This is a genomic window from Nocardiopsis trehalosi NBRC 14201, assembly GCF_001552555.1.
Lineage (GTDB): Bacteria > Actinomycetota > Actinomycetes > Streptosporangiales > Streptosporangiaceae > Nocardiopsis_B > Nocardiopsis_B trehalosi.
Map to the genome: position 1 here is coordinate 1 of NZ_BCRK01000061.1, position 21472 is coordinate 21472.

Below are 21472 nucleotides of genomic sequence, written 5' to 3' on the forward strand. Positions count from 1 at the left end.
CCGCCGCGTCCGGAGCCGGACGCGGCGGGCGCCACCGGCGCCGGACCCGGCTCCGGGCCCGGCCCCGGGGCGACTAGAGGCCGCTGATCCGCGCGTAGAGGTCGCGCGTGGTCTCCTGGTCGGCGACCAGGGGCAGGGTGTCGAACGCCAGCGTCCAGGTGTCGAGTTCGGGCCGCCGCCCACCGGTGTCGCCGAGGCGCTCGATGATGCCGAACGTGCTCTGCTCGCCCTCGGCGGTGACGGTCCCGTGCCACTCGGCGTAGGTCGCGCCGTCGACCTCGATGACCTGCCCGAGGTCGAGGTCGACGTCCTCCACCTCGGCGAACAACGCCCGCAGGTAGGCGCGCTTGCCGTGCTCGGTGCGCAGCTCGCCGTCGATCCCGGGCCCGGTGAGGGGCGCGCCGCGCGAGGCGGCGAGCAGGGCCCGCACGTCCTCGCCGTTCCACGCCCGGCCCCGCTCCGCCAGCGCGTCGCGGTCGGGGGCGCGGACCGCGCCGCGCTCCGGGGCGCCCCGGTCGGCCACATCGGCGAAGGGGGCGGGAAGCTCGGGCGCCACCGAGGTGAACCAGGTGGCGCGGTCGTAGTAGCGGCGGCCCTGGACGACCTCGCCGTCGTCGTCGACCTGGACCCGGTAGACGGCCGGGTAGCGGACGTCGGCCCCGTTGCCCAGCGTGAACGTGTTGTCGGCCTCGAACATCACCGCGTCGCCCTCCACGGCGACGCGCTCGCCGTGGAAGGCGAAGTCGGGGACGAGCGCCAGCGTGCCGGAGATGGCGGCGGTGATCGCCTCCCGCCCCCGGATCAGCCGCCCTGGCGGCCCGGGCTCCCACAGGGTCGCGTCCTCGGCGAACAGCCGCCCGTAGGCGTCGACGCGCTCGGGCGACGTGGGCATGGTGCCGAACCGCTCCTGGGCGGCGATGAACGTGCACGCGGCGGGGGAGGGGGTGCCGTGGATCGCGTCCACGGCGGCGTACGCCTCGGCGCACACGTCGTGCTCCGCGGCCGCGGCGGGCGCCGCGGGGACGGCCGCCACCAGCGTGGCCAGCAGGCCCGCGGCGGCCAGCGGCGCCACCGCCGCGCGGGCCCGTGCGGCAGCCGTGGTCCGGGGGGGAGGGGGTGGTGGCCATGTCGGTGTCCCTTTCGTTCATGGAGCGTGCGGCCGCACCGGGGCCGGACGGTGGTCCGGCCCTCCGGGGCGGTCCGCCGCTCGGGTCACAACGGATTCTGGGCGGGCGGCCATACCCCCGCAACGACCTCGGAGGTAATGGAACCGCCGAGGCCGGGTGCCGGGGCCGCCGCGAGCACCGCGACGCGCGGGGCCGGGGAATGCGCTCGCGCCCCGCTCCGGGGCGGGACGCGAAGATCACGGAGGATGAGAAACGGGCCGCCAAGAGTGCTAGGTTCAGGGGCGACCCGAACCACAGCCGCGCATGCCGGCCCGGCCGGCGCGTGGGCTCCACGAAAGGCTGCTGGACTCCCCGTGCGTGAGTACGCGCTCACCTTCGTCATCGCCGTGGCGGTCACCTACCTGCTGACCCCCTTCGTCCGGCGTGCGGCCATCACGTTCGGCGCGGTCCCGCCGGTGCGCGACCGCGACGTGCACACCGAGCCCATCCCGCGCCTGGGCGGCATCGCCATCTACGGGGGGTTCGCGGCGGCGCTGCTCATCTCCTACCGGCTGCCGCACCTGCAGGAGGTCTTCGTCTACACCACCTGGCGGGGCCTGCTCCTCGCCGGCGGCCTCATCACGATCATCGGCATCGTCGACGACCGGTGGGGCATGGGGCCCATCCCGAAGCTGGCCGGGCAGACCGCGGCGGCCGGGATCATGGTGTGGTCGGGTGTGCAGATGCTCTGGCTGCCGCTGCCGGGCACCCAGCTGTCGCTGGGCCCGTGGCTGGGCGCGGTGGTGTCGGTGCTGCTGATCGTGGTGACCATCAACGCGGTCAACTTCGCGGACGGCCTCGACGGCCTGGCGGCCGGGATCGTCGCCATCTCCGCGGCGGCGTTCTTCGCCTACTACTACGTGGCGGCCGTCGACCAGGGGTTCGAGCGCCAGTCCTACCCGGCGATGATCGCCATCATCCTGGTCGGGGTCTGCCTCGGGTTCCTGCTGCACAACTTCAACCCGGCGCGGGTGTTCATGGGCGACACCGGGTCCATGCTGCTGGGGCTGCTGCTGACCTCCATCACCATCACGGTGACCGGCCAGTTCTACCCCGACGGCCGCACCAGCGTGCACGGGCTGGCGCTGTTCCTGCCGGTGCTGCTGCCGCTGCTGGTGCTCGCGCTGCCGCTGGCCGACCTGGTCCTCGCGGTGGTGCGGCGGACGCTCGCCGGGAAGTCGCCGTTCGCGCCCGACAAGAAGCACCTGCACCACCGGCTGCTGGAGCTGGGCCACTCGCACGCGCGCGCCGTCCTGCTGATGTACCTGTGGGCGGCGATCATCGCGTTCGCGTCGGTGTCGCTGTCGGTGTTCGACTCCCCGTACATGGTGCTGACCGTGACCGTGCTCGTCGCGATGTGCGCCGTCGGCCTCATCACGCTGCCGCGGCTGCGCCGCCGGCGCTCCGCCGCGGTGCGCGCGTCGGCCCCCGCCCCCGGCCCGGACGGCCCGGCCGACGACCGGCACGCGTCCTCGACGGGGTGATCCGGACACGGGGTTCCGGGGTGGAGGGCGCGGCCGAAAGCCCCTATCCGCGGGGAATCCGTGGCGAACAGCACGGTGACATAGCCGACACATCCCCCGAACATCCGGTGACGAGGGCACTCCGGGCGCGGGTAAGCTGGGCGTAAAGGTCACCCCGGATCGGGTGCCGAAATCCTTGTGATAGCTTTCACGAGCAAGCACCCCACTGAACAGCCACGGAGCTTCCTCATGCAGGAACACGACGCCCGGATCCTCCTGGGCGCCGCGATTCCCACCGCCGTCGCAGGTCTGGTCGGCATGGCCGTCGCCTACGTCATGGCGGGCGCGCACGGGCTGGTCGGGGCGCTCGTCGGGACGCTGCTCGTCCTCGCGTTCTTCGCGATCTCCGCGACGGTCGTCGCATGGGTCGCCAAGGTGCAGCCGCAGCTCGTCATGATGGCCGCCCTCGCCACCTACACCATCAAGGTCGCCGTGCTCGCGGTCGTCCTGGTCCTCTTCGGGGGAACGGACGCCTTCCACCTCAACGCGTTCGCGCTCACCGCGGCCGCGTGCGCCGTGGTCTGGATCACCGGGCACTCCGTCGCCAGCATGCGGGTGCGCCGCCTCTACGTCGAGCCCGCGGACCCCCCGTCCGCGGAGCCCGCCGAGGAGGCCGCGTCCACCGAGGCGAAGCCGTGACCCGGTTGTCCCGGGGTGATGTGCGAACGCTGTTCACCAACTGCTATCTTCCGGAGCGAGATGAACGGTCGTCCGGGCGGCGGCGACGACACGCCGAGCCCCGATGGAATGACGATCGTCTCGTATCTGCTGGGAGGTCTGGCCGTCTGGGGCGGTGTGGGCTGGTTGGCGGATCGGATGCTCGGGTTCGAGGTCCTGTTCCTGCCCATCGGCCTGGTCCTGGGGCTGGTCGGCTCGATCTATCTGATCATCACCCAGTACGTCCGGTCTTGACCGCCACGCCCGGTAGCGTCCAGCGAACCTCCCGCTGTGCGAGACCGCCCTATACATCGAGGTTTGAGTTGCGTCACGACGAAAGGGTTCGCCGTGAGTGCTGACGTGCGCGCGATTGTCGCCGCGAGCGGAGAAGGCTGCCAGGACCCGCACATCTTCAACGATCACGGGTGCGGGTTCGAGGCCCCTGGGACGAGCCTGTTCTTCCCCACCCCGTGGCTGGACTTCGGCATTCCCCTCACGTCCGGCATCACCAAGTACACCCTCCTGCTGCTCATCGTGGTCCTGCTGGTCAGCGCGTTCTGGCTGGTGACCTCGCGCAACGCGAAGGTCGTCCCGCGGCGCTGGCAGAGCATCGGCGAGCTGACCATCGCCTTCGTGCGCGACCAGATGGTCCGCCCGGGCATGGGCAAGCACGGCGACCGCTACATGCCGCTGATGCTCACCCTGTTCACGTTCATCCTGGCGATGAACGTCATGGGCATCATCCCGGGCCTCCAGCTCCCGGTCACCAGCAACCTGGCGTTCCCCGCCGTGCTGTCGCTGATCGTCTACGTGCTGTGGAACGTCGTCGGCATCCGCGAGCACGGGTTCGGCGGCCACGTCAAGGCCAAGCTGGTCCCCAGCGGCGCGCCGATGTGGATCATGCCGGTGCTGGTCCCCATCGAGTTCATCTCCAACTTCGTCTTCCGCCCGGTCACCCACGCGGTCCGACTCTTCGCCACGATGTTCGCGGGGCACATGCTGCTCGCGGTGTTCGCCGCGGCGGGGTTCTACCTGTTCAACCCCGACGCCGGCGGCATCCTCAGCGTGGTCTCCGTGGGCTACTCGGGCATGGCGCTGGTCGGGTTCCTCGTCTTCACCGCGTTCGAGCTGTTCATCATGGGCCTCCAGGCCTATGTGTTCGTCCTACTGGCCTCCTTCTACATCGGTGAGGCCATCGAGGGTGCGCACTAGCACCCCCCTGACCCCAGTCCGGTAATCCCCACGTCAGTTCGACGGCACACCCTGCTCGTCGGCGTGCTCCAAGAAGAAAAGGAAACGATCACCATGGTCGGAACTCTCGCCACCATCGGCTACGGCCTCTCCTGCATCGGCCCCGGCATCGGCGTCGGTCTCATCTTCGGCAACGGCGTGCAGGCCATCGCCCGCCAGCCCGAGGCCCGCGGCGTGCTCCAGGGCCAGATGATCCTGGGCATGGCGGTCATCGAGGCGCTCGCGATCCTCGGTTTCGTGCTCGCCTTCATCCAGGCCAACCCGGCCGGCTGACCCTCGGTTCGGCAACAAGTAGATCGAGCACGAAGGGATGCCAGCCGTGATCGTGGCTGCCGAGCAGGAGAACATCCTGCGCATTCACTGGGATGAGTTCACCTTCGGCCTCATCGCGTTCGCCGTCATCTTCGCGGTGGTCCTCAAGATGTGGCCGCGGATGACGTCGGCCCTGGACGAGCGTGCCAACCAGATCGAGGGTGGCATCGAGCGTGCGAAGAAGGCCGAGGCGGAGGCGGAGGAGATCCGCCAGCAGTACCGCGAGAAGCTCGAAGAGGCGCACCGCCAGTACGCCCAGGAGATCGACAAGGCCCGCGAGCAGCGCGCCGCCATCATCGCGGAGGCGCGCGAGGAGGCCCAGGTCGAGGCCCGCCGCATCATCGACGCGGCGCACGCCCAGATCGAGGCCGACCGCCAGCACACGCTGGCGCAGCTCCGGACCGAGATCGGCGCCCTCTCCACCGACCTCGCCACCCGCATCGTCGGTGAGACGCTGAGCGACAGCGCCGCCCAGAACCGCGTCATCGACCGGTTCCTGGCGGAGCTGGAGCAGACCGGGGACCCGGCCCAGGCCGAGGTGCGCTGATGCGAGGTATCAGCCGCACCTCCCTGGCCGAGGTCGCCGGGCGGCTCGACGGCGTGCTGGCGTCGGCCGACACCGCAGCCCTGGGCCGCGAGCTCTTCGAGGTCGTGGCGCTGCTCCAGCGGGAGCACTCCCTGCGGCGGTGGCTGGCCGACCCCGCCAACCCGGCCGACGCCCGGTCGAACCTGGTGGGTGCGCTGCTGGAGGACAAGGTCTCCCCGGCCACCGTCCTCGTCGTCTCCGACGTCGCCCGCGCGAACTGGTCCGCCCCCCGCGACCTGGTCGACACCGTCGAGCGGACGGCCGTCTTCGCGACGGTCGCCGCGGCGGAGGGCGAGCAGCGGCTGGGCGAACTGGAGGACGAGCTCTTCCGGTTCGGCCGGATCGTCGTCGCCGAGCCCGCGCTGCGCGCGGCGCTCACCGACGAGGGCGTGGCCGCCGACCACAAGCGCGCGCTCGTCGCGGGCCTCCTCGACGGGAAGACCGACCCGGCGACGCTCGCGCTGATCACCGAGGTGGTCACCCGGCCCCGGGGCCGTACCCTGGAGCAGGGCCTGGACCACTACGGGCAGCTCGTCGCCGAGCGCGCCAAGCGCTACATCGCGGTGGTGCGCACGGCCGTCCCCCTCAGCCAGGATCGGCAGGAGCGGCTGCAGGCCGCGCTGGCCCGGGTCTACGACCGTCCCATCCACCTCAACATCGACGTCGACCCCGAGATCGTGGGTGGACTCTCCATCCGCGTGGGCGACGAGGTCATCGACGGTACGGTCGCCGGTCGCCTCGCCGAGGTCCGCCGCCGGCTGGCCGGCTGACGCGACGCAACGGCCAACGCAACGTACGCACGGCGCCGGGCAAAGCGGCGCCATTCGAGAGCAAGGACATACGTGAGATGGCGGAGCTGACCATCCGGCCGGAGGAGATCCGGGACGCGCTGCAGCGCTTCGTCCAGTCGTACGAGCCCGACGCCGCCGCACGCGAGGAGATCGGTACCGTCACCTACTCCGGTGACGGGATCGCCCGTGTCGGTGGCCTTCCCTCGGCGATGGCGAACGAGCTGCTGGAATTCGAGGACGGCACCCTGGGCCTGGCCCAGAACCTGGAGATCGGCGAGATCGGCGTCGTCGTCCTCGGTGACTTCACCGGCATCGAGGAGGGCCAGCCGGTGCGCCGCACCGGCCGGGTCCTCTCCGTGCCCGTCGGCGACAACTACCTCGGCCGCGTGGTCGACCCCCTGGGTCGGCCGATCGACGGCCAGGGCGAGATCGAGACCACCGAGCGCCGCGAGCTGGAGCTGCAGGCCCCCACGGTCATGCAGCGGCAGCCCGTCGGCGAGCCCATGCAGACCGGCATCAAGGCCATCGACTCGATGACCCCCATCGGTCGCGGCCAGCGCCAGCTCATCATCGGTGACCGGCAGACCGGCAAGACCGCCATCTGCATCGACACCATCATCAACCAGAAGTCCAACTGGGAGTCCGGCGACCCCACCAAGCAGGTCCGCTGCGTGTACGTCGCCATCGGCCAGAAGGGCTCGACGATCGCGAGCGTGCGCGGCGCCCTGGAGGAGGCCGGCGCGATGGAGTACACCACCATCGTCGCCGCCCCCGCCTCGGACCCCGCGGGCTTCAAGTACCTCGCCCCCTACACCGGTTCGGCCATCGGCCAGCACTGGATGTACCAGGGCAAGCACGTGCTGATCGTCTTCGACGACCTGACCAAGCAGGCCGAGGCGTACCGCGCCGTGTCCCTGCTGCTGCGCCGCCCGCCGGGCCGCGAGGCCTACCCGGGTGACGTGTTCTACCTGCACTCCCGGCTGCTGGAGCGCTGCGCCAAGCTGTCCGACGACATGGGCGCCGGCTCCATGACGGGTCTGCCGATCATCGAGACCAAGGCCGGCGACGTCTCCGCCTACATCCCGACCAACGTCATCTCCATCACCGACGGCCAGGTGTTCCTGGAGGCGGACCTGTTCAACCAGGGCCAGCGTCCGGCCATCAACGTCGGTGTGTCGGTGTCCCGTGTCGGTGGCGCCGCTCAGACCAAGGCCATCCGCAAGGTGACCGGCCCGCTGCGCACCAGCCTCGCCCAGTACCGCGAGCTGGAGGCGTTCGCCGCCTTCGGCTCCGACCTGGACGCGGTGTCCAAGGCGCAGCTGGAGCGGGGCGCCCGCCTCATGGAGCTGTTCAAGCAGGCCCAGTACGCGCCGTTCCCCGTCGAGAAGGAGGTCGTCTCCATCTGGGGCGGCACCAGCGGGCAGTTCGACGACGTGCCGGTCGAGGACGTCCGCCGCTTCGAGGCGGAGTTCCTGGAGTACCTGGAGCGCGAGCAGCCCAAGATCCTCGACAACATCCGCGAGAGCGGCAAGTTCGAGGACGAGACCGCGGCCACGCTGAAGGACGCCTACACCACCTTCAAGCAGACCTTCCAGACCAGCGCGGGCGGCATCCTCGGCAACGAGGAGACCGAGGCGCTGGAGGAGGACGAGGTCGGCCAGGAGACCATCAAGGTCGCCAAGAGCGCCGGGAAGTAGCCCATGGGAGCACAGCTTCGCGTCTACCGCCGGAGGATCCGCTCGACGAAGTCGATGGCGAAGATCACCCGCGCGATGGAGCTCATCGCCACCACCCGCATCACCAAGGCGCAGCGGGCGGCCGAGGCTGCGGGCCCGTACGCGCGGGAGATCACCCGGGCCGTCTCCGCCGTGGCGCAGCGGGTGTCCGAGCACCCGCTGCTCACCGAGGCGGAGAACCCGGTGCGGGCCGCGATCCTCGTCATCACCAGCGACAAGGGCCAGGCCGGCGCCTACACCGCCAACGCCGTCAAGGAGGCCGAGTCCCTGGCCGCGCTGCTGCGCGAGCAGGGCAAGGAGGTCCTCCTCTACGTGGTCGGTCGCAAGGGCGTGGGCTACTTCCGGTTCCGCGACCGCGCCATGGAGCAGACCTGGGAGGGCATCACCGAGCGCCCGTCCTACGCCGACGCCAAGGCGATCGGTGAGGCGCTCATGGGCCGCTTCGCCCAGGACAGCGCCACCGAGGGCGGCGTGGACGAGATCCACATCGTCGCGACCGAGTTCGTCTCCATGCTCACCCAGCGCGCCGAGTCCCACCGGGCCCTGCCGCTGGAGGTCGAGGAGGTCGACAAGGCCGAGCTGGAGAAGGAGCAGGGCGGCCCCCTGCCCCTCTACGACTTCGAGCCGTCGGCCGAGGAGGCCCTGGACCAGCTCCTCCCGCAGTACGTGACGAACCGGATCTACTTCGCCCTCCTGGAATCGGCGGCGTCGCAGTGGGCCTCGCGGCGCAACGCGATGAAGGCGGCCACGGACAACGCCGAGGAACTAGTGAAGACCCTGACCCGCCAGGCCAACCAGGCCCGCCAGGCGGAGATCACCAACGAGATCAGCGAGATCGTCGGCGGCGCCGACGCCCTCGCTGCTGCCAGCGCGGGGAGTGAGTAAGCAAGTGACCACGACAGTTGAAGGGACCGCCGCGCCCGGCACCGCCGGTACCGCCACCGGGCGCATCGCCCGGGTCACCGGGCCGGTCGTCGACGTGGAGTTCCCCGTCGGCTCCCTTCCCGGCATCTACAACGCCCTGCACACCGACGTGACGCTGGGCGGCGAGACCAAGACGCTGACCCTGGAGGTCGCCCAGCACCTCGGCGACAACCTGGTCCGCACGATCAGCCTCGCGCCGCAGGACGGCATGGTCCGCGGCGCCGAGGTCCGCGACACCGGGAAGCCGATCAGCGTCCCCGTCGGCGACGTCGTCAAGGGCCACGTCTTCAACACGCTCGGCGAGTCCATGGACGTGCCGATCGCGGAGCTGAACGTGCAGGAGCGGTGGCCGATCCACCGCAAGGCCCCGGCCTTCGACCAGCTCGAGTCCAAGACCGAGATGATGGTCACCGGCATCAAGGTCATCGACCTGCTGACCCCCTACGTCCGGGGCGGCAAGATCGGCCTGTTCGGTGGCGCTGGTGTGGGCAAGACCGTCCTCATCCAGGAGATGATCACCCGTATCGCCCGCAACTTCGGTGGTGTGTCCGTGTTCGCCGGTGTCGGCGAGCGCACCCGTGAGGGGACGGACCTCTTCCTGGAGATGGGCGAGATGGAGGTCCTCCCGGACACCGCCCTGGTGTTCGGCCAGATGGACGAGCCTCCGGGCACCCGTCTGCGGGTCGCGCTGTCCGCGCTGACCATGGCGGAGTACTTCCGCGATGTGCAGAACCAGGACGTGCTGCTCTTCATCGACAACATCTTCCGGTTCACCCAGGCCGGCTCGGAGGTCTCCACCCTGCTCGGGCGCATGCCCTCCGCGGTGGGCTACCAGCCGAACCTGGCGGACGAGATGGGTCTGCTGCAGGAGCGCATCACCTCCACCCGCGGCAACTCGATCACCTCGATGCAGGCGATCTACGTGCCCGCGGACGACTACACCGACCCGGCGCCGGCCACCACCTTCGCCCACCTCGACGCGACGACGGAGCTGTCCCGGCCGATCTCGCAGAAGGGCATCTACCCGGCGGTGGACCCGCTGGCGTCGACCTCGCGCATCCTCGACCCGCAGTACGTGGGCAAGGAGCACTACGAGGTCGCCCAGCGCGTGATCGGTATCCTGCAGCGCAACAACGACCTGCAGGACCAGATCGCCATCCTCGGTATGGACGAGCTGGCCGAAGAGGACAAGATCATCGTCAACCGGGCCCGGCGCCTGGAGCGGTTCCTGTCCCAGAACATGTTCGTCGCCGAGAAGTTCACCGGCAACCCGGGCGTGTTCGTGCCGCTGGAGGAGACCATCGCCTCGTTCAAGGCGGTCTGCGAGGGCGAGTACGACCACCTCCCGGAGCAGGCGTTCCTCGACGTCGGCAACATCGAGATGGCCGTCGAGAAGGCCAAGACGCTGCAGGGCTAGCGTTCCCGCGGGGGAGCGGGCGGCCGCGGCCGCCCGCTCCCCCGCCACACCGCCCACGAGCAGAGGAGTTCATGGCAGTGTCGAAGAAGCTTTTCGTCGAGATCGTCTCGCCCGAGCGCGAGCTGTGGGCGGGCGAGGGCGACATGGTCATCGCCAAGACGATCGACGGTGAGATGGGCGTGCAGCCGGGGCACGTGCCGGTGCTGGCGCTGCTGGCGCCGGGCGCGGTGGTCCGGGTCGTCGGCGGGCGCGAGAACGGCGAGGTGCGGGTGGCCGCCCACGGCGGGTTCATGTCGGTCGCCGGCGGCGACCGGGTGTCGATCCTGGCCGAGACCGCCGAGCTGGCCGAGGACATCGACGTGGAGCGCGCGCGCACCGCGCTGAGCGAGGCCGAGGCCGGGCAGATCTCGCCCGACGACGCCGAGGGCCTGGCCCGCGCCGCACGCGCCCGCAGCCGCCTTCAGGCCGCCGGCGAGAAGGTCTAGGACGACCGACGAGGCGGAGGCCGGGGTGGAAGAGCTGATCAGCACGGTGGTGTTCCGGATCGCCGAGTGGCTGTTCCTCGCCCTGCTGCTCGCCGCCCTGCTCGGTCTGGTCGCCGTGACCGCGCGCCGGTTCGTCCTGGAGCGCGGGGGCGGCGCCGTCGAGTGCTACCTGCGCCCCGCCGGGCGGGCGTCCGCGCCCTGGCGGATCGGGTGCGCCCGGTACGGGTCCGGCGAACTCCGCTGGTACCGCATCTTCTCCCTCCGGCCGCGGCCGACAGCAGAGCTGTCGCGCCGCGGTCTCGTCGTCGTGGGGCGTCGGGAGCCCACCGCCGCCGACCTGGCCGAGCTGACCCCCGACCTCGTCGTGGTGGCGGTCGGCTGGGCCGCCCCCGACGGCTCCGATCCCGAGGAACCGGTCTACGAGCTGGCCATGACCGAGAGCGCCCTCACCGGGTTCCTGTCCTGGCTGGAGTCCATGCCCCCGGGCACCATCTGGCAGTCCTGAGCGGCCCCGCGGGGTCCGGGGCACCGCCCCGGGTGGGTGACAATGGAGGGTCGGCGCGCGGTTCCGCCGCGCAGTGCCGCCGCGCAAGTGCCGCCGAGCGCCGCCGCCGCCTCCACCGCACCGCCCACCCTCCGGGAGCCACGCCCACCGTGACCAGCCCCGCCCCGTCGTCCGTGCCCGGGCGCGCCGCCCTGCGCGCCGACTGCTCGTCCTGCTTCGGCCTGTGCTGCGTCGCGCTGCCGTTCGCCGCGTCCGCCGACTTCGCGGTCGACAAGGAGGCCGGCCGGCCGTGCGGCAACCTGCGCGGCGACTTCTCCTGCGGCATCCACTCCCGGCTGCGCGAGTCCGGCTACCCCGGCTGCACCGTCTACGACTGCTTCGGCGCGGGGCAGCGGACCGCCCAGGTCACCTTCGGCGGCCGCGACTGGCGGTCCGCCCCGGAGACCGCCCGGGACATGTTCGCGGTGTTCCCCGTCATGCGCCAGCTCCACGAGCTGCTCTGGTACGTCGAGGAGGCGCTGGAGCTGCCCGCCGCCCGGCCGGTGCACGCGGAGCTGCGCCGCGCCCGCGCCGACGTCGACCGGCGCGCCCGGGCCGACGCCGCGGCCGTCGCCGCGACCGACGTGCCCGCGGTGCGCGCCGAGGTCAACACCGTGCTGCGGCGCGTGGGCGACCTGGTGCGCGCGGCCGCCCCCGAACCCGGCCCCGACCACCGGGGCGCCGACCTCGTCGGCGCCCGGCTGCGCGGCGCCGACCTGCGCGGGGCGAGCCTGCGGGGCGCGCTGCTGGTCGCCGCGGACCTGCGCGGCGCCGACCTGCGGTGGGCCGACCTCATCGGGGCCGACCTGCGCGGGGCGGACCTGAGCGGCGCCGACCTCACCGGGGCGGTGTTCCTCACCCAGGCCCAGCTCAACGCGGCCCGGGGCGACGCCGCCACCCGCATACCCCCGGCGCTGGACCGCCCCGCCCACTGGTAGCGCGCCGGGCCGGGCCCGGACGCGACACGCGGCCCCCCGGATCTTAGGGTGGGGGCATGATCGTGGCATTCTCCGTGAGTCCGATGGGAACGGGCGACTCCGTCGCCCCGGCCGTGGCGCGGGCCGTGCGCGTCGTCCGCGAGAGCGGGCTGCCCAACCGCACCGACGCGATGTTCACCAGCGTCGAGGGCGAGTGGGACGAGGTGATGGACGTCGTCAAGCGGGCCGTCGCGGCGGCCGGCGAGGGCGCGGGGCGGGTGTCCCTCGTCCTCAAGGCCGACATCCGCGAGGGCGTCACCGACGGCCTCACGAGCAAGGTCGAGTCCGTGGAGCGGGAGCTGTCGGCCGGCTCCTGAGGCGCCGCCGGCGCGCCCCTGGCCGCCCGGGGGACCGGGCGCCCAGGGGCGGGCGGCGGACGGGCGCAGCGGCGCCGGAGGGCGCCTCAGCGCTCGCCGCCCGGCTTCCACAGGACCTCGCCGCCGTCGCGGCCCAGCACCCGGCAGAACACGAACAGCAGGTCCGAGAGCCGGTTGAGGTAGCGCGCGGTGAGCGGGTTGACCGTCGCGCCGTGCTCCTCGACCGCCGCCCACGCGGCGCGCTCGGCCCGGCGCACCACCACCCGTGCCGTGTGCGTCAGCGCCACGGCGGGCGTCCCGCCGGGCAGCAGGAAGCTGCGCAGCACCGGCAGGTCGGCGTTGTGGGCGTCGCACTCCTCCTCCAGCCGCGCGACATAGTCGGCGGTGACCCGCAGCGGCGGGAACTCCGCGGCGTCCTCGTCGGGGGTGACGGGCCGCGACAGGTCGGCGCCCACGTCGAACAGCTCGTTCTGCACGCGGCCGAGGACGGCCCGCAGGCCGTCGGGGACCTCGCCCAGGGCGAGGGCCGTGCCGATGGCGGCGTTGGCCTCCTCGACGTCGGCGTAGGCCGCCAGCCGGGTGTCGGTCTTGGCGGTCCGGCTCATGTCGCCGAGGTGGGTGGAGCCGGCGTCGCCCGCCCGCGTGTAGATCGTGGACAGCACGACCGGGGTGTCGCTGTTGCGCTTCGTCATGGCCCCACCCTACGGAGCCGGGTGCGGCCCGCACCGGGCGGATAACCGTTCGGCATCGGCGGCCGCGCACGGCGCGCGCCGCTGATACCGTGTGCGGTGGGACGACTACCGAGGGTGATTCCCGTGGGCGCCGAGGTTCCGGTGCGCCCTTCTTCTTCGGATGCGATGGCGGGGGCCGGCCGAAGGGGGGGACCACGCTCGGGAGGCGTCCTCCGCCGGACGCGGCCGGAGCCGCGCGGGGCGGTTGGCACGGGTCGGGGGGCCACGTCAACCGCCCCCGCGGGGCACGCGGGCAGCGGGCGCACGCCCCGCCCGCGGCGGCGCCCCGGGCATCCGGGGCGGCGGAAACGCCCGTGGACGAGGAGGTTCCTCCTCGTCCACGGGCGCCCTGGTGCGGTCGGACGGTTACCGCAGCCAGTGGTCACCCAGGCGTTCGGGGGAGAACTCCTGGTCCTGGTGGGTGCGCAGCACCCCGTTCACCGGAAGGGTGCTGTCGGCGAAGGTCTCCACCGCGAAGGCGATGCCGTCGGACAGCTCCTCGACCGAGTCCCAATTGATGTGCTCGATCGTGTCGTCGGCGGTGTGGTAGTAGGGGTCGTACTGCTCGCCGGCGGTGCCGCCGTAGTACTCCACCTGCTCCTCGGTCTTGATGCCGTCGCCGCCGCTGAACAGCCCGCCCGCGGGGATGCCGGCGGCGATGAAGGCGCTGTAGTCGGAGCGGCCGTTGAACTCGGTCGGCTCGCTGACCAGGCCGCGGGCGTCGAAGTAGTCCTCGAACGTCTTCTGGATCGCGGCCGAGCCCGACGGCGGGACCTGCGAGCCGGGCAGTTCGCCCCGCCCGTCGTAGACGAAGCGGGCGTAGTTCGGCGAGCCGATCATGTCGAAGTTCAGGTAGAGCGCGATGCGCGACCGGTCGCGCTCGCTCAGCCCCTCGACGTACTCGGTCGAGCCGATCAGGCCCTCCTCCTCGGTGCCCCAGAACGCGAAGCGCACCTTGTTGTTGGGGGTGTCGAGCTTGGCGAGCTGCTTCGCGGTCTCCAGCACGGCGGCCGTGCCGCTGCCGTTGTCGTTGATGCCCGGGCCCTCGGCGACGCCGTCGAGGTGGGCGCCGACGACCACGACGTTGTCGCGGGCTCCGCCCTTGGTGTCGGCGGTGATGTTGTAGGAGGAGCGGGTGGTGACCTGGGCGTCGACCGCGACGCGCAGCTCCAGCGCCTCGCCCGCCGCGAGCAGTTCGGCGCCCGCCTCCTGGGTCGCGCCGACGGCCGGGATGGCCGACTCGGTGCCGACGGTGCCGTTGATCGGCCCGGCCTCGTTGTTGAAGATGACGATGGCGCCCGCGCCCGCGTCGGCCGCGTTCTGCGTCTTCTCCGAGAACGGGCAGGTGCCGCGCCGCACGACCGCGACGGCCCCCTCGGGGAACCCGGCGAAGTCGTCGGCCGAGCAGCCGCTCTCGGCGCTGTCGGCGTTGACCGCCACGCCGGGGGCCGTGACGTCGCCCCCGGTGGAGTAGGACATGGCGTCGAAGTCCTCGCCGACGGTGAACTCGCGCTCCTCGGGCGCGGTCTGGGCGAGGACGGCGGGGGAGTTCTGCGCCCAGCTGTCGTACTCGAAGGTGTGCTTGACCGGCTTGTAGCCGGCGCGGCGGAGCTGGTCGATGACGTACTTCGCGGCGACGTCGTAGCCGGGGGTGGCGCTGGCCCGGTTGCCGCCGTTGTAGTCGGCGATGGTCTGCAGGTTCTCCATGTGGGACCGGATGTTCTCCGTGGTCACCAGGGTGGGGAGCTGCGACTCGGCGGCGTGGGCGGTGCCGGGGGCCAGGCCGAGGCCGAACACCAGCGCGGCGGCGGCGCCGCCGGCGAGCAGCCGGCGTCCGGCGGGGGTGCCGGGGGACCGCCCGGTTCGTCTGCTGGACACGGATCGTCCTCCTGTGCGTGCACCCACCGACCTGGGGTGACGTGATGGGTGCGATGGGTGCGAGGTACGGTGCAGCCTGTCAGCACCGGAGCCGGGTATCAAGCCGCGTTCCGGGTCATTGCCACATCCAGCCAGATACCTTCCACAACACCATGATTCATGGTGTTATAAACGGTTCACCCCTCCGCACGCCCGTATCCGCGCTGGTGGGAGCGCGCGGCGGGCCGCCTCCGCGCGGTGCGGGGCGGCCCGGACCGGCCGGAGCTCGGGGCCGAACGGGGTGCGGGTCAGAACAGCCGCGGGGTGTCGGGCTCGATGCCGCGCAGCGCGTCGTAGTCGAGGGTGACGCAGCCGATCCCGCGGTCGGCGGCCAGGACGCGCGCCTGCGGCTTGATCTCCTGGGCGGCGAAGACACCCCGCACCGGCTTGAGAGCGGGGTCGCGGTTGAGCAGTTCCAGGTAGCGGGTGAGCTGCTCGACGCCGTCGATGTCGCCGCGCCGCTTCAGCTCCACGGCGACGGTCGCGCCCGAGCCGTCGCGGCACAGGATGTCGACCGGGCCGATGGCGGTGGGGTACTCGCGGCGGATCAGCGTGTAGCCGTCGCCGAGCGTCGTGATGTGCTCGGCCAGCAGCTCCTGGAGGTGCGCCTCGACGCCGTCCTTCTGCAGGCCGGGGTCGGGGCCCAGCTCGTGCGAGCTGTCGTGCATGACCTCGGCGATGCGCAGCACGAGCTTCTCGCCCGACTTGCCGTGTGTGACGGTCCAGACCGTGCCGTCGTCGTCGACCGCCTCGCGCACGGTGCACGGCGGGTTCATCCAGTTCAGCGGCTTGAAGGCGCGGTCGTCGGCGTGGATGGACACCGAGCCGTCGGCCTTCTGCAGGATGAGCCGCGGGGCCATGGGCAGGTGGGCGGTGAGGCGGCCGACGTAGTCGACGCTGCACCGGGCGATCACGAGTCTCACGCGCCCGATCCTAGCCGCGCCGCGCCCCCGGGGAGGCCGGTCCGGGGAGCCCGCGAAGATCGGACGCGACGGGTTCGGCCGTTCGGGTGGCGCGGAACGGGAATGATAACTATTTTCATATAGCGCCGGGGGTAGCGATCTGTGACCCCGGCGTGCCGTGACGTGTCGACGCACGGCGACTAACGTCGCTGCAGGTGCGCGGGACCCGGGGACCGACCGGCGCCCGAGGCCCCGTCGCCGCCTGCCACAACGAGAGGGACATACATGTCGCTGACGGTTTCCCCCGAACTCCTCGACAAGGCGCAGCAGGGCCCGATCGAGGACGCCGACTTCATCGCCTGCATCCGCGAGTCCCTGCCCTACGCCTGGGGCGTCGTGAGCGGGCTCGCCGAGCGCGCCGCCGCCACGGGCGCCGACTTCGAGGCCAACGAGGTCCCCCCGCCCGGCGAGGCCGAGCGCGGCCAGCTCCTGCGCATGCTGGCCAGCGACGCCATGCGGGACGCGGTCGAGCGCCACTTCGGCATGCGGCTGGCGTTCCAGAACTGCCACCGGGTCGCCCTGTTCGCACCCGGCGCCGACACCGCGTACGCGGAGTTCACCACCCCGCGCGCGCAGCTGCTCAACCAGTCGCCGGAACTCGTCGACTGCTAGCGGCGGGCGCGGCACGCCGCGCGTGAACCAGGCCCCCGGCGGGCGGGTCGGCGGACTCGGCACCGCGCCCGCCGGGGGTCCGGCCCTCGGCCCCGGCCCCATGCCCGGTGGCGGACGGCGACCACCCGGTCAGGCCTTGGGCATGGTCCGGCCGATGACCCTCCTCGCCCGCTGCGACGCCGTGTCGGAGCGGAGGACGGGCCCCTGCCGCGCATCGCGGGCGCCGGCCGGCGCGGCGCCCGGCCGCACCCAGGCGGCGCGCTGCTTCTCCCGCACCGCCTCGACCAGGGAACGCTCCCCGCGCGCACCGGCGCCGTCGATGACGGCGGCGTTGGCGGAGAACGCGCGCCCCCATTCCTCCCGGATGCCCGCCAGCGTCTCCTCGGCCTCCCGCACGTCCTCGTGGAGGGACCGGAGGCACTTCACGGCTAGACGCTGATGGCGGGCCGCGCGCCGGAACAGCGGCACCGCGTCCCGTACCCGCCCCTCGGCCAGCATCTCCTGCGCTTGGGCGGCCTCCACGGCCGCCAGGGACTCCGCGACCGCCCCCACCCGCCGGTCGGTGTTGAGCGCTTCGGCGAGGCGCTCGGGCAGGTCCGCGTAGCGCTCCAGGAACTCAGGCCAGCGCGAAGGGCCGTCGTGTGCCAGCCGCGCGAACGCCTCGAAGTCCCGGACGGCGGTGGCGTCGTGCAACGCGAGCCGGGCTTCCTGAGTCTCCGGGCTCGGATCGTCCTGCGGATCCGGGTCGCCGCCTTCGAGATAGCGCGTGATCGCGTCCACGGCCGCAGCGCACCGCTGCATCACCTCCGCGTCCTGCCTGCGGCCGGTGGCCAGCTCCTCCCGGACGAACCGGGCATAGGTGGAGGCGGCCGGACGCAACCGGGGGTCGGTAGGGTCCAGCGGGGAATGGCTCATAAGAAGGTCCAGGGCCGTGGTCATGGCCAAGCGGCGCATACCGACCCGGCGGCCCTCCTCCTGGAAGCCGGGAGACTCCAAGCACGCCAACTGGCTGCCGAGCAGCCGCATGCGCAGGTCGTCCAGCCGCTGCGTGGCCGCCGGGCCGGACACCAGCCGCTCGATGTCCACCGCCATGGCCAGCAGGACGGTCCGCCGGGCCACGGGCGCGTCGGGCACGCGCTCCAGGGTCCGCTCCCGCAGCGCGCGCAGGTCGGCGTCGATCGCCCCGGTCACCAGGAGGAAGGCGTCATCGGGCGGCAGCGTCGCGATGGCGTGCTCGCGTGCCGCCTTCAGGACCTGCAACTCCCCATGGGGGTCGTCGAGTTCGCGCTGGCTCCGCGCCTCGAGGAGGACGCCTTCCAGGAAAAGGGTGTTCAGGCGCGTCCGCTGCTCCTCCGGGGCGTCCTCCCACGCACTGCGCTGCCGCGCCGGCTCGCCCACGCCGAACGCGCCGGCCCAGTCCCTGACGTCTTCGAACAACGCGCGCGCTTCGTCGCCGTCCTGCACGGAGGCGAGGTCCCGGCCGTGGACGAACATCGCCGCCGCGGTGCTCACGCGGTTTTCGAGTTCTCTCTCGACCGCCTTGTAGAACCTCGCGGTCCGCCCCAACCTGTCCTTCAGGTGCGCCACCGCCGCGGAGAACTCCCGATGGTACCTGGGCCGGCCCTCGGCGGAGTGTTCGGCTTCGGACACGGCTCTCGCCCCCTGTACGCCACGCTCGCTGCTTCCGCGACCTTAGCGCGATTGGACGAGGTTTCACCGGAGTCATCCGCTATGCGTGGTGTGCTCCCACGGCGGTGACCGGGCGCGGCCCGGCCACCGCCGATCAGGCCAGGGCCGCCCGCACCTCGGGGAGGACCTCGCGGCCCAGCCGGGCGATGTTGCCGCGGACGGCGGCCGGCTCGCCGGCGCCCTCGACCAGCAGCATGACCCCGGCCGCGCCGGTGGTCCGCGCCTGGTGCACCAGCCGCTCCACGCACAGCGCCGGCGACCCCACCGCGTGGGTGGCGCAGAGGAACTCCGCGTAGGCGCGGGCGTCGCGCGGCTCCCGCGCCCGGCCGTCGACCCGCACGTACCCCGCCAGGCCCGGCTCCAGCCAGCGCGGCAGCGCCTCCAGCAGCACCTTGCGGGCCTGGTCGTCGGTGTCGGCCACGTGCGCCACGCCCGCCACCACGTGCCCGCCCGGCGCGGTCCCCGCCGCCCGAGCGGCGCGGTCGTGGGCGGCCACCAGCTCGGCCTGCCCCTCGGGGGTGAGGTGCATCCCGATCTGGAGCGGCAGGCCCAGCCGGGCGGCCAGCTCCGCGGTCGCCTCCGAGGTGGCCGCCACCCACACCGGCGGGCGCGGCCGCGTGCGCGGCTCGGGCACGATCTCCACCTCGCGGAACCCGAACGTGGCGCCGTCGGCCCGCACCCGGCCGCCGCCCAGCGCCCTGAGCAGCAGCTCCAGCCCTTCCGGGAACCCGCGCTCGTGGCGGTCGAGCCCGGTGCCGAACACCTCCAGCTCCACCCACGGCCCGCCCCGGCCGACCCCCAGCCGGAACCGGCCGCCCGACACCTGGTCGAGCAGGTTGGCCTCCTCGGCCAGGGCCACGGGGTGGCGGGTGCTGAGCACGCTGACCGCGGTGCCCACGCCGATCCGCCGGGTGCGGCCCAGGACGAACCCGGCCAGGGCGACCGCCGAGGGGCAGCGGCCGTAGCTCATGAAGTGGTGCTCGGCGAACCAGACGTCGTCGAACCCGGCCGCCTCCGCGGCGACCGCGGCCTCCACCGACGACTCCAGTACCGACGTGTGGTCCCGGCCGGGGAATCCGGCGGCGGGCAGGAACGCTCCGATACGCATGCCGACATTGTTTCCGGGCAGATCCCCGCGCGCCGGGGAAACCGCGGAATCGCTCCGGCGCACCGCCCCGGCGGAGCGCGCCGACCGCGGCTACCCGGCGGTAACGCGAGGGGGACGACGGTCTAGGGTGGGGCCATGGTGCAGGAATTCAACAGGGTCGGAGTGGTCGGGCTCGGCACGATGGGCGCCGGCATCGTCGAGGTGTTCGCGCGCGCCGGGTTCCACGTCACCGGCGTGGAGATCGACGGCGACGCCGTCGACCGCGGCCGCGCGCACATCGAGCGGTCACTGGAACGGGCCGTCGCCAAGGGCAAGCTGACCGAGGACGAGCGGGGGGCGGTCCGCGACCGCATCACCCTCTCGGCCGACCGGGACGACCTGGGCGACGCCGACTTCGCCGTCGAGGCCGTCCCCGAGCGCATGGACGTCAAGCGCGACGTCTTCACCGACCTCGACCGCATCTGCCCGCCCGGGACCATCCTCGCCACCAACACCTCCTCGCTGTCGGTGACCGAGATCGCGGCTCTCACCGGCCGCCCCGATAAGGTCGTCGGCCTGCACTTCTTCAACCCCGCGCCGGTCATGCGGCTGGTCGAGGTGGTCGGCACGGTCGCCACCGACGCCGCCACGCTCGCCGTCGCGGCGGAGGTGGCCAAGCGCATCGGCAAGACCCCCGTCACCGTCGGGGACCGCGCCGGGTTCGTCGCCAACGCGCTGCTCGTCCCCTACATCAACGACGCCGTGGGCCTCTACGAGCGGCGGATCGCCTCCCGCGAGGAGATCGACGGCGCCGTCACCGCGGCGGCCGGTCTGCCCATGGGCCCGCTCACCCTCGCCGACCTCGTCGGCCTGGACGTCTGCCTGGCCGTCATGGACGTGCTGTGGGACGAGTTCCGCGAGCCCCGCTACGCCGCCGCCCCGCTGCTGCGGCGCATGGTCGCCTCGGGCCGCCTCGGCCGCAAGACCGGGCGCGGGTTCTACGACCACACGCGCGAGGACGCCCCCGCCGAGGAGCCGCCCGCCGGACCGCTGGCCGCCGCCGTCCGCGGCGGCGTCCTCGGCGCCGACCTGGCCGACCTCCTCCTCGCCCGGCACATCGACGACGCCGTGCGCATGGTCGGCGACGGCTACGCCACCGCCGACGACGTCGACGCCGCCATGCGGTTCGGGTGCGGCTACCCCCAGGGGCCGATCGAACTGCTCGACGCCCGCGGCGCCGACGCGGTCGCCGACGCCCTCGGTGCCCTCGCCAACGCCCACCTGGCGCCCTACGCGCCCGCCCCGCTGCTGGCCCTGCTGCTCAGCGAGGGCCGCACCACCCTGCGCGACCCCGCCTGACCCGCCGCCCCGCGCCCGCCGGGCGCGGGGCCGCGGCCCGCCCACCACCCGGCCGCTCCTACCCTGGACGGGTGAGCCCGCGCCGCAACAGCCCCCGCCGCAAGCAGGGGGGCCGCACCCCGCCGCCGCCCGACGGCGACGCGCTCGTCCTGCGCATCACCGGCGGTGAGCGGCGCGAGACCGGCCCCGACGGCGACTGGGTGGTGCGGCGCATCAGCGGCGCCGCCGCCGCCAAGACCTACCGGTGCCCCGGGTGCGCGCAGGACATCCCGCCGCACACGCCGCACGTCGTCGCCTGGCGTCCGTTCGGCGACGGCGAGGACCGGCGGCACTGGCACTCGTCGTGCTGGGACAACCGGCTGCGGCGCGGCGTGCGCCCGCCCCGCCGCTGACCCCTGCCGACCCGCCGCCACCGCGACCCCACCGAGG

General features: G+C 72.8%; 23 protein-coding genes. 17 read left to right on the plus strand and 6 right to left on the minus strand.

Translation table 11 applies throughout. The features are described from left to right. Positions 1 to 73 precede the first annotated feature (73 nt). A complete protein-coding gene (locus NT8_RS13105; protein WP_067968409.1) occupies positions 74 to 1072 on the minus strand; it encodes a nuclear transport factor 2 family protein in 999 nt (332 codons plus the stop codon). A 408-nt stretch (positions 1073 to 1480) separates the two neighbouring features. On the opposite strand from NT8_RS13105, the gene NT8_RS13110 reads away from it, so the two are divergent. The 14 genes from NT8_RS13110 (at position 1481) to NT8_RS13175 (ending at position 12686) form a co-directional block, all read left to right on the plus strand. Beyond that, positions 1481 to 2650 carry a glycosyltransferase family 4 protein gene (locus NT8_RS13110; RefSeq protein ID WP_067968414.1) on the plus strand — a complete coding sequence of 390 codons (1170 nt, stop codon included), beginning with the start codon at positions 1481 to 1483 and terminating at the stop codon, positions 2648 to 2650. Between the two features lie 228 nt (positions 2651 to 2878). Continuing rightward, the gene (locus NT8_RS13115) at positions 2879 to 3328 is read left to right on the plus strand and encodes a hypothetical protein (RefSeq protein ID WP_067968416.1); all 450 of its coding nucleotides are present in this window, start codon (positions 2879 to 2881) and stop codon (positions 3326 to 3328) included. A 60-nt stretch (positions 3329 to 3388) separates the two neighbouring features. Continuing rightward, positions 3389 to 3601 carry an AtpZ/AtpI family protein gene (locus NT8_RS13120; protein ID WP_067968418.1) on the plus strand — a complete coding sequence of 71 codons (213 nt, stop codon included), beginning with the start codon at positions 3389 to 3391 and terminating at the stop codon, positions 3599 to 3601. Positions 3602 to 3694: 93 nt separating this feature from the next. After that, positions 3695 to 4558: a F0F1 ATP synthase subunit A gene (atpB, locus tag NT8_RS13125; RefSeq protein ID WP_067968420.1), complete on the plus strand. Its 864-nt coding sequence runs from the start codon at positions 3695 to 3697 to the stop codon at positions 4556 to 4558. Between the two features lie 93 nt (positions 4559 to 4651). Further along, on the plus strand, positions 4652 to 4870 hold the full coding sequence (atpE, locus tag NT8_RS13130; RefSeq protein ID WP_174549566.1) for an ATP synthase F0 subunit C: 219 nt from the start codon (positions 4652 to 4654) through the stop codon (positions 4868 to 4870). A gap of 37 nt (positions 4871 to 4907) precedes the next feature. Continuing rightward, a complete protein-coding gene (gene atpF / locus NT8_RS13135) occupies positions 4908 to 5456 on the plus strand; it encodes a F0F1 ATP synthase subunit B (protein ID WP_067968423.1) in 549 nt (182 codons plus the stop codon). Next, positions 5456 to 6265, plus strand: coding sequence for a F0F1 ATP synthase subunit delta (locus tag NT8_RS13140; protein ID WP_067968426.1), 810 nt, complete (start codon positions 5456 to 5458; stop codon positions 6263 to 6265). Before atpF ends, NT8_RS13140 begins: the two co-directional genes overlap by 1 nt. 77 nt (positions 6266 to 6342) lie before the next feature. Beyond that, positions 6343 to 7983 (plus strand): F0F1 ATP synthase subunit alpha, encoded by a 1641-nt coding sequence (atpA, locus tag NT8_RS13145; protein WP_067968429.1) that lies wholly within the window; start codon positions 6343 to 6345, stop codon positions 7981 to 7983. A gap of 3 nt (positions 7984 to 7986) precedes the next feature. After that, on the plus strand, positions 7987 to 8907 hold the full coding sequence (locus tag NT8_RS13150) for a F0F1 ATP synthase subunit gamma (RefSeq protein ID WP_067968435.1): 921 nt from the start codon (positions 7987 to 7989) through the stop codon (positions 8905 to 8907). A 4-nt stretch (positions 8908 to 8911) separates the two neighbouring features. Beyond that, positions 8912 to 10363 (plus strand): F0F1 ATP synthase subunit beta, encoded by a 1452-nt coding sequence (gene atpD / locus NT8_RS13155; RefSeq protein ID WP_067968439.1) that lies wholly within the window; start codon positions 8912 to 8914, stop codon positions 10361 to 10363. Between the two features lie 77 nt (positions 10364 to 10440). Then, entirely contained in the window at positions 10441 to 10848 is a 408-nt protein-coding gene (locus tag NT8_RS13160; RefSeq protein ID WP_067968442.1) for a F0F1 ATP synthase subunit epsilon, read from the plus strand. A 25-nt stretch (positions 10849 to 10873) separates the two neighbouring features. Beyond that, complete coding sequence (locus NT8_RS13165) at positions 10874 to 11353, plus strand: DUF2550 domain-containing protein (RefSeq protein WP_067968445.1); 480 nt, start codon at positions 10874 to 10876, stop codon at positions 11351 to 11353. Positions 11354 to 11502: 149 nt separating this feature from the next. Continuing rightward, positions 11503 to 12330, plus strand: a complete 828-nt coding sequence (locus NT8_RS13170) for a pentapeptide repeat-containing protein (protein WP_067968448.1) — start codon at positions 11503 to 11505, stop codon at positions 12328 to 12330. 56 nt (positions 12331 to 12386) lie between these two features. Beyond that, a complete protein-coding gene (locus NT8_RS13175; protein ID WP_084468899.1) occupies positions 12387 to 12686 on the plus strand; it encodes an MTH1187 family thiamine-binding protein in 300 nt (99 codons plus the stop codon). Positions 12687 to 12772: 86 nt separating this feature from the next. Here the strand turns inward: NT8_RS13175 and NT8_RS13180 are convergent, their stop codons facing one another. From NT8_RS13180 to nucS, 3 genes are all read right to left on the minus strand, one after another. Beyond that, positions 12773 to 13378, minus strand: coding sequence for a cob(I)yrinic acid a,c-diamide adenosyltransferase (locus tag NT8_RS13180; RefSeq protein WP_067968455.1), 606 nt, complete (start codon positions 13376 to 13378; stop codon positions 12773 to 12775). A gap of 405 nt (positions 13379 to 13783) precedes the next feature. Further along, positions 13784 to 15295: a M20/M25/M40 family metallo-hydrolase gene (locus NT8_RS13185; protein WP_067968460.1), complete on the minus strand. Its 1512-nt coding sequence runs from the start codon at positions 15293 to 15295 to the stop codon at positions 13784 to 13786. 287 nt (positions 15296 to 15582) lie between these two features. Beyond that, positions 15583 to 16257 carry an endonuclease NucS gene (nucS, locus tag NT8_RS13190; RefSeq protein WP_067968463.1) on the minus strand — a complete coding sequence of 225 codons (675 nt, stop codon included), beginning with the start codon at positions 16255 to 16257 and terminating at the stop codon, positions 15583 to 15585. A 264-nt stretch (positions 16258 to 16521) separates the two neighbouring features. Between nucS and NT8_RS13195 the strand changes: the two genes are divergently transcribed. Beyond that, positions 16522 to 16908 carry an SCO5389 family protein gene (locus NT8_RS13195; RefSeq protein ID WP_067968465.1) on the plus strand — a complete coding sequence of 129 codons (387 nt, stop codon included), beginning with the start codon at positions 16522 to 16524 and terminating at the stop codon, positions 16906 to 16908. A 129-nt stretch (positions 16909 to 17037) separates the two neighbouring features. Here NT8_RS13195 and NT8_RS13200 read toward each other — a convergent pair whose 3' ends face one another. Together NT8_RS13200 and NT8_RS13205 are read right to left on the minus strand one after the other, a co-directional pair. Further along, positions 17038 to 18558 carry a hypothetical protein gene (locus tag NT8_RS13200; protein WP_067968468.1) on the minus strand — a complete coding sequence of 507 codons (1521 nt, stop codon included), beginning with the start codon at positions 18556 to 18558 and terminating at the stop codon, positions 17038 to 17040. A gap of 133 nt (positions 18559 to 18691) precedes the next feature. Further along, positions 18692 to 19705, minus strand: a complete 1014-nt coding sequence (locus tag NT8_RS13205) for an LLM class flavin-dependent oxidoreductase (protein ID WP_067968472.1) — start codon at positions 19703 to 19705, stop codon at positions 18692 to 18694. Between the two features lie 135 nt (positions 19706 to 19840). Between NT8_RS13205 and NT8_RS13210 the strand changes: the two genes are divergently transcribed. Both NT8_RS13210 and NT8_RS13215 read left to right on the plus strand, forming a co-directional pair. Then, positions 19841 to 21043: a 3-hydroxyacyl-CoA dehydrogenase gene (locus tag NT8_RS13210; RefSeq protein ID WP_067968473.1), complete on the plus strand. Its 1203-nt coding sequence runs from the start codon at positions 19841 to 19843 to the stop codon at positions 21041 to 21043. Positions 21044 to 21114: 71 nt separating this feature from the next. Next, positions 21115 to 21435 carry an ATP/GTP-binding protein gene (locus NT8_RS13215; RefSeq protein WP_217999168.1) on the plus strand — a complete coding sequence of 107 codons (321 nt, stop codon included), beginning with the start codon at positions 21115 to 21117 and terminating at the stop codon, positions 21433 to 21435. The last annotated feature ends 37 nt before the right edge of the window (positions 21436 to 21472 follow it).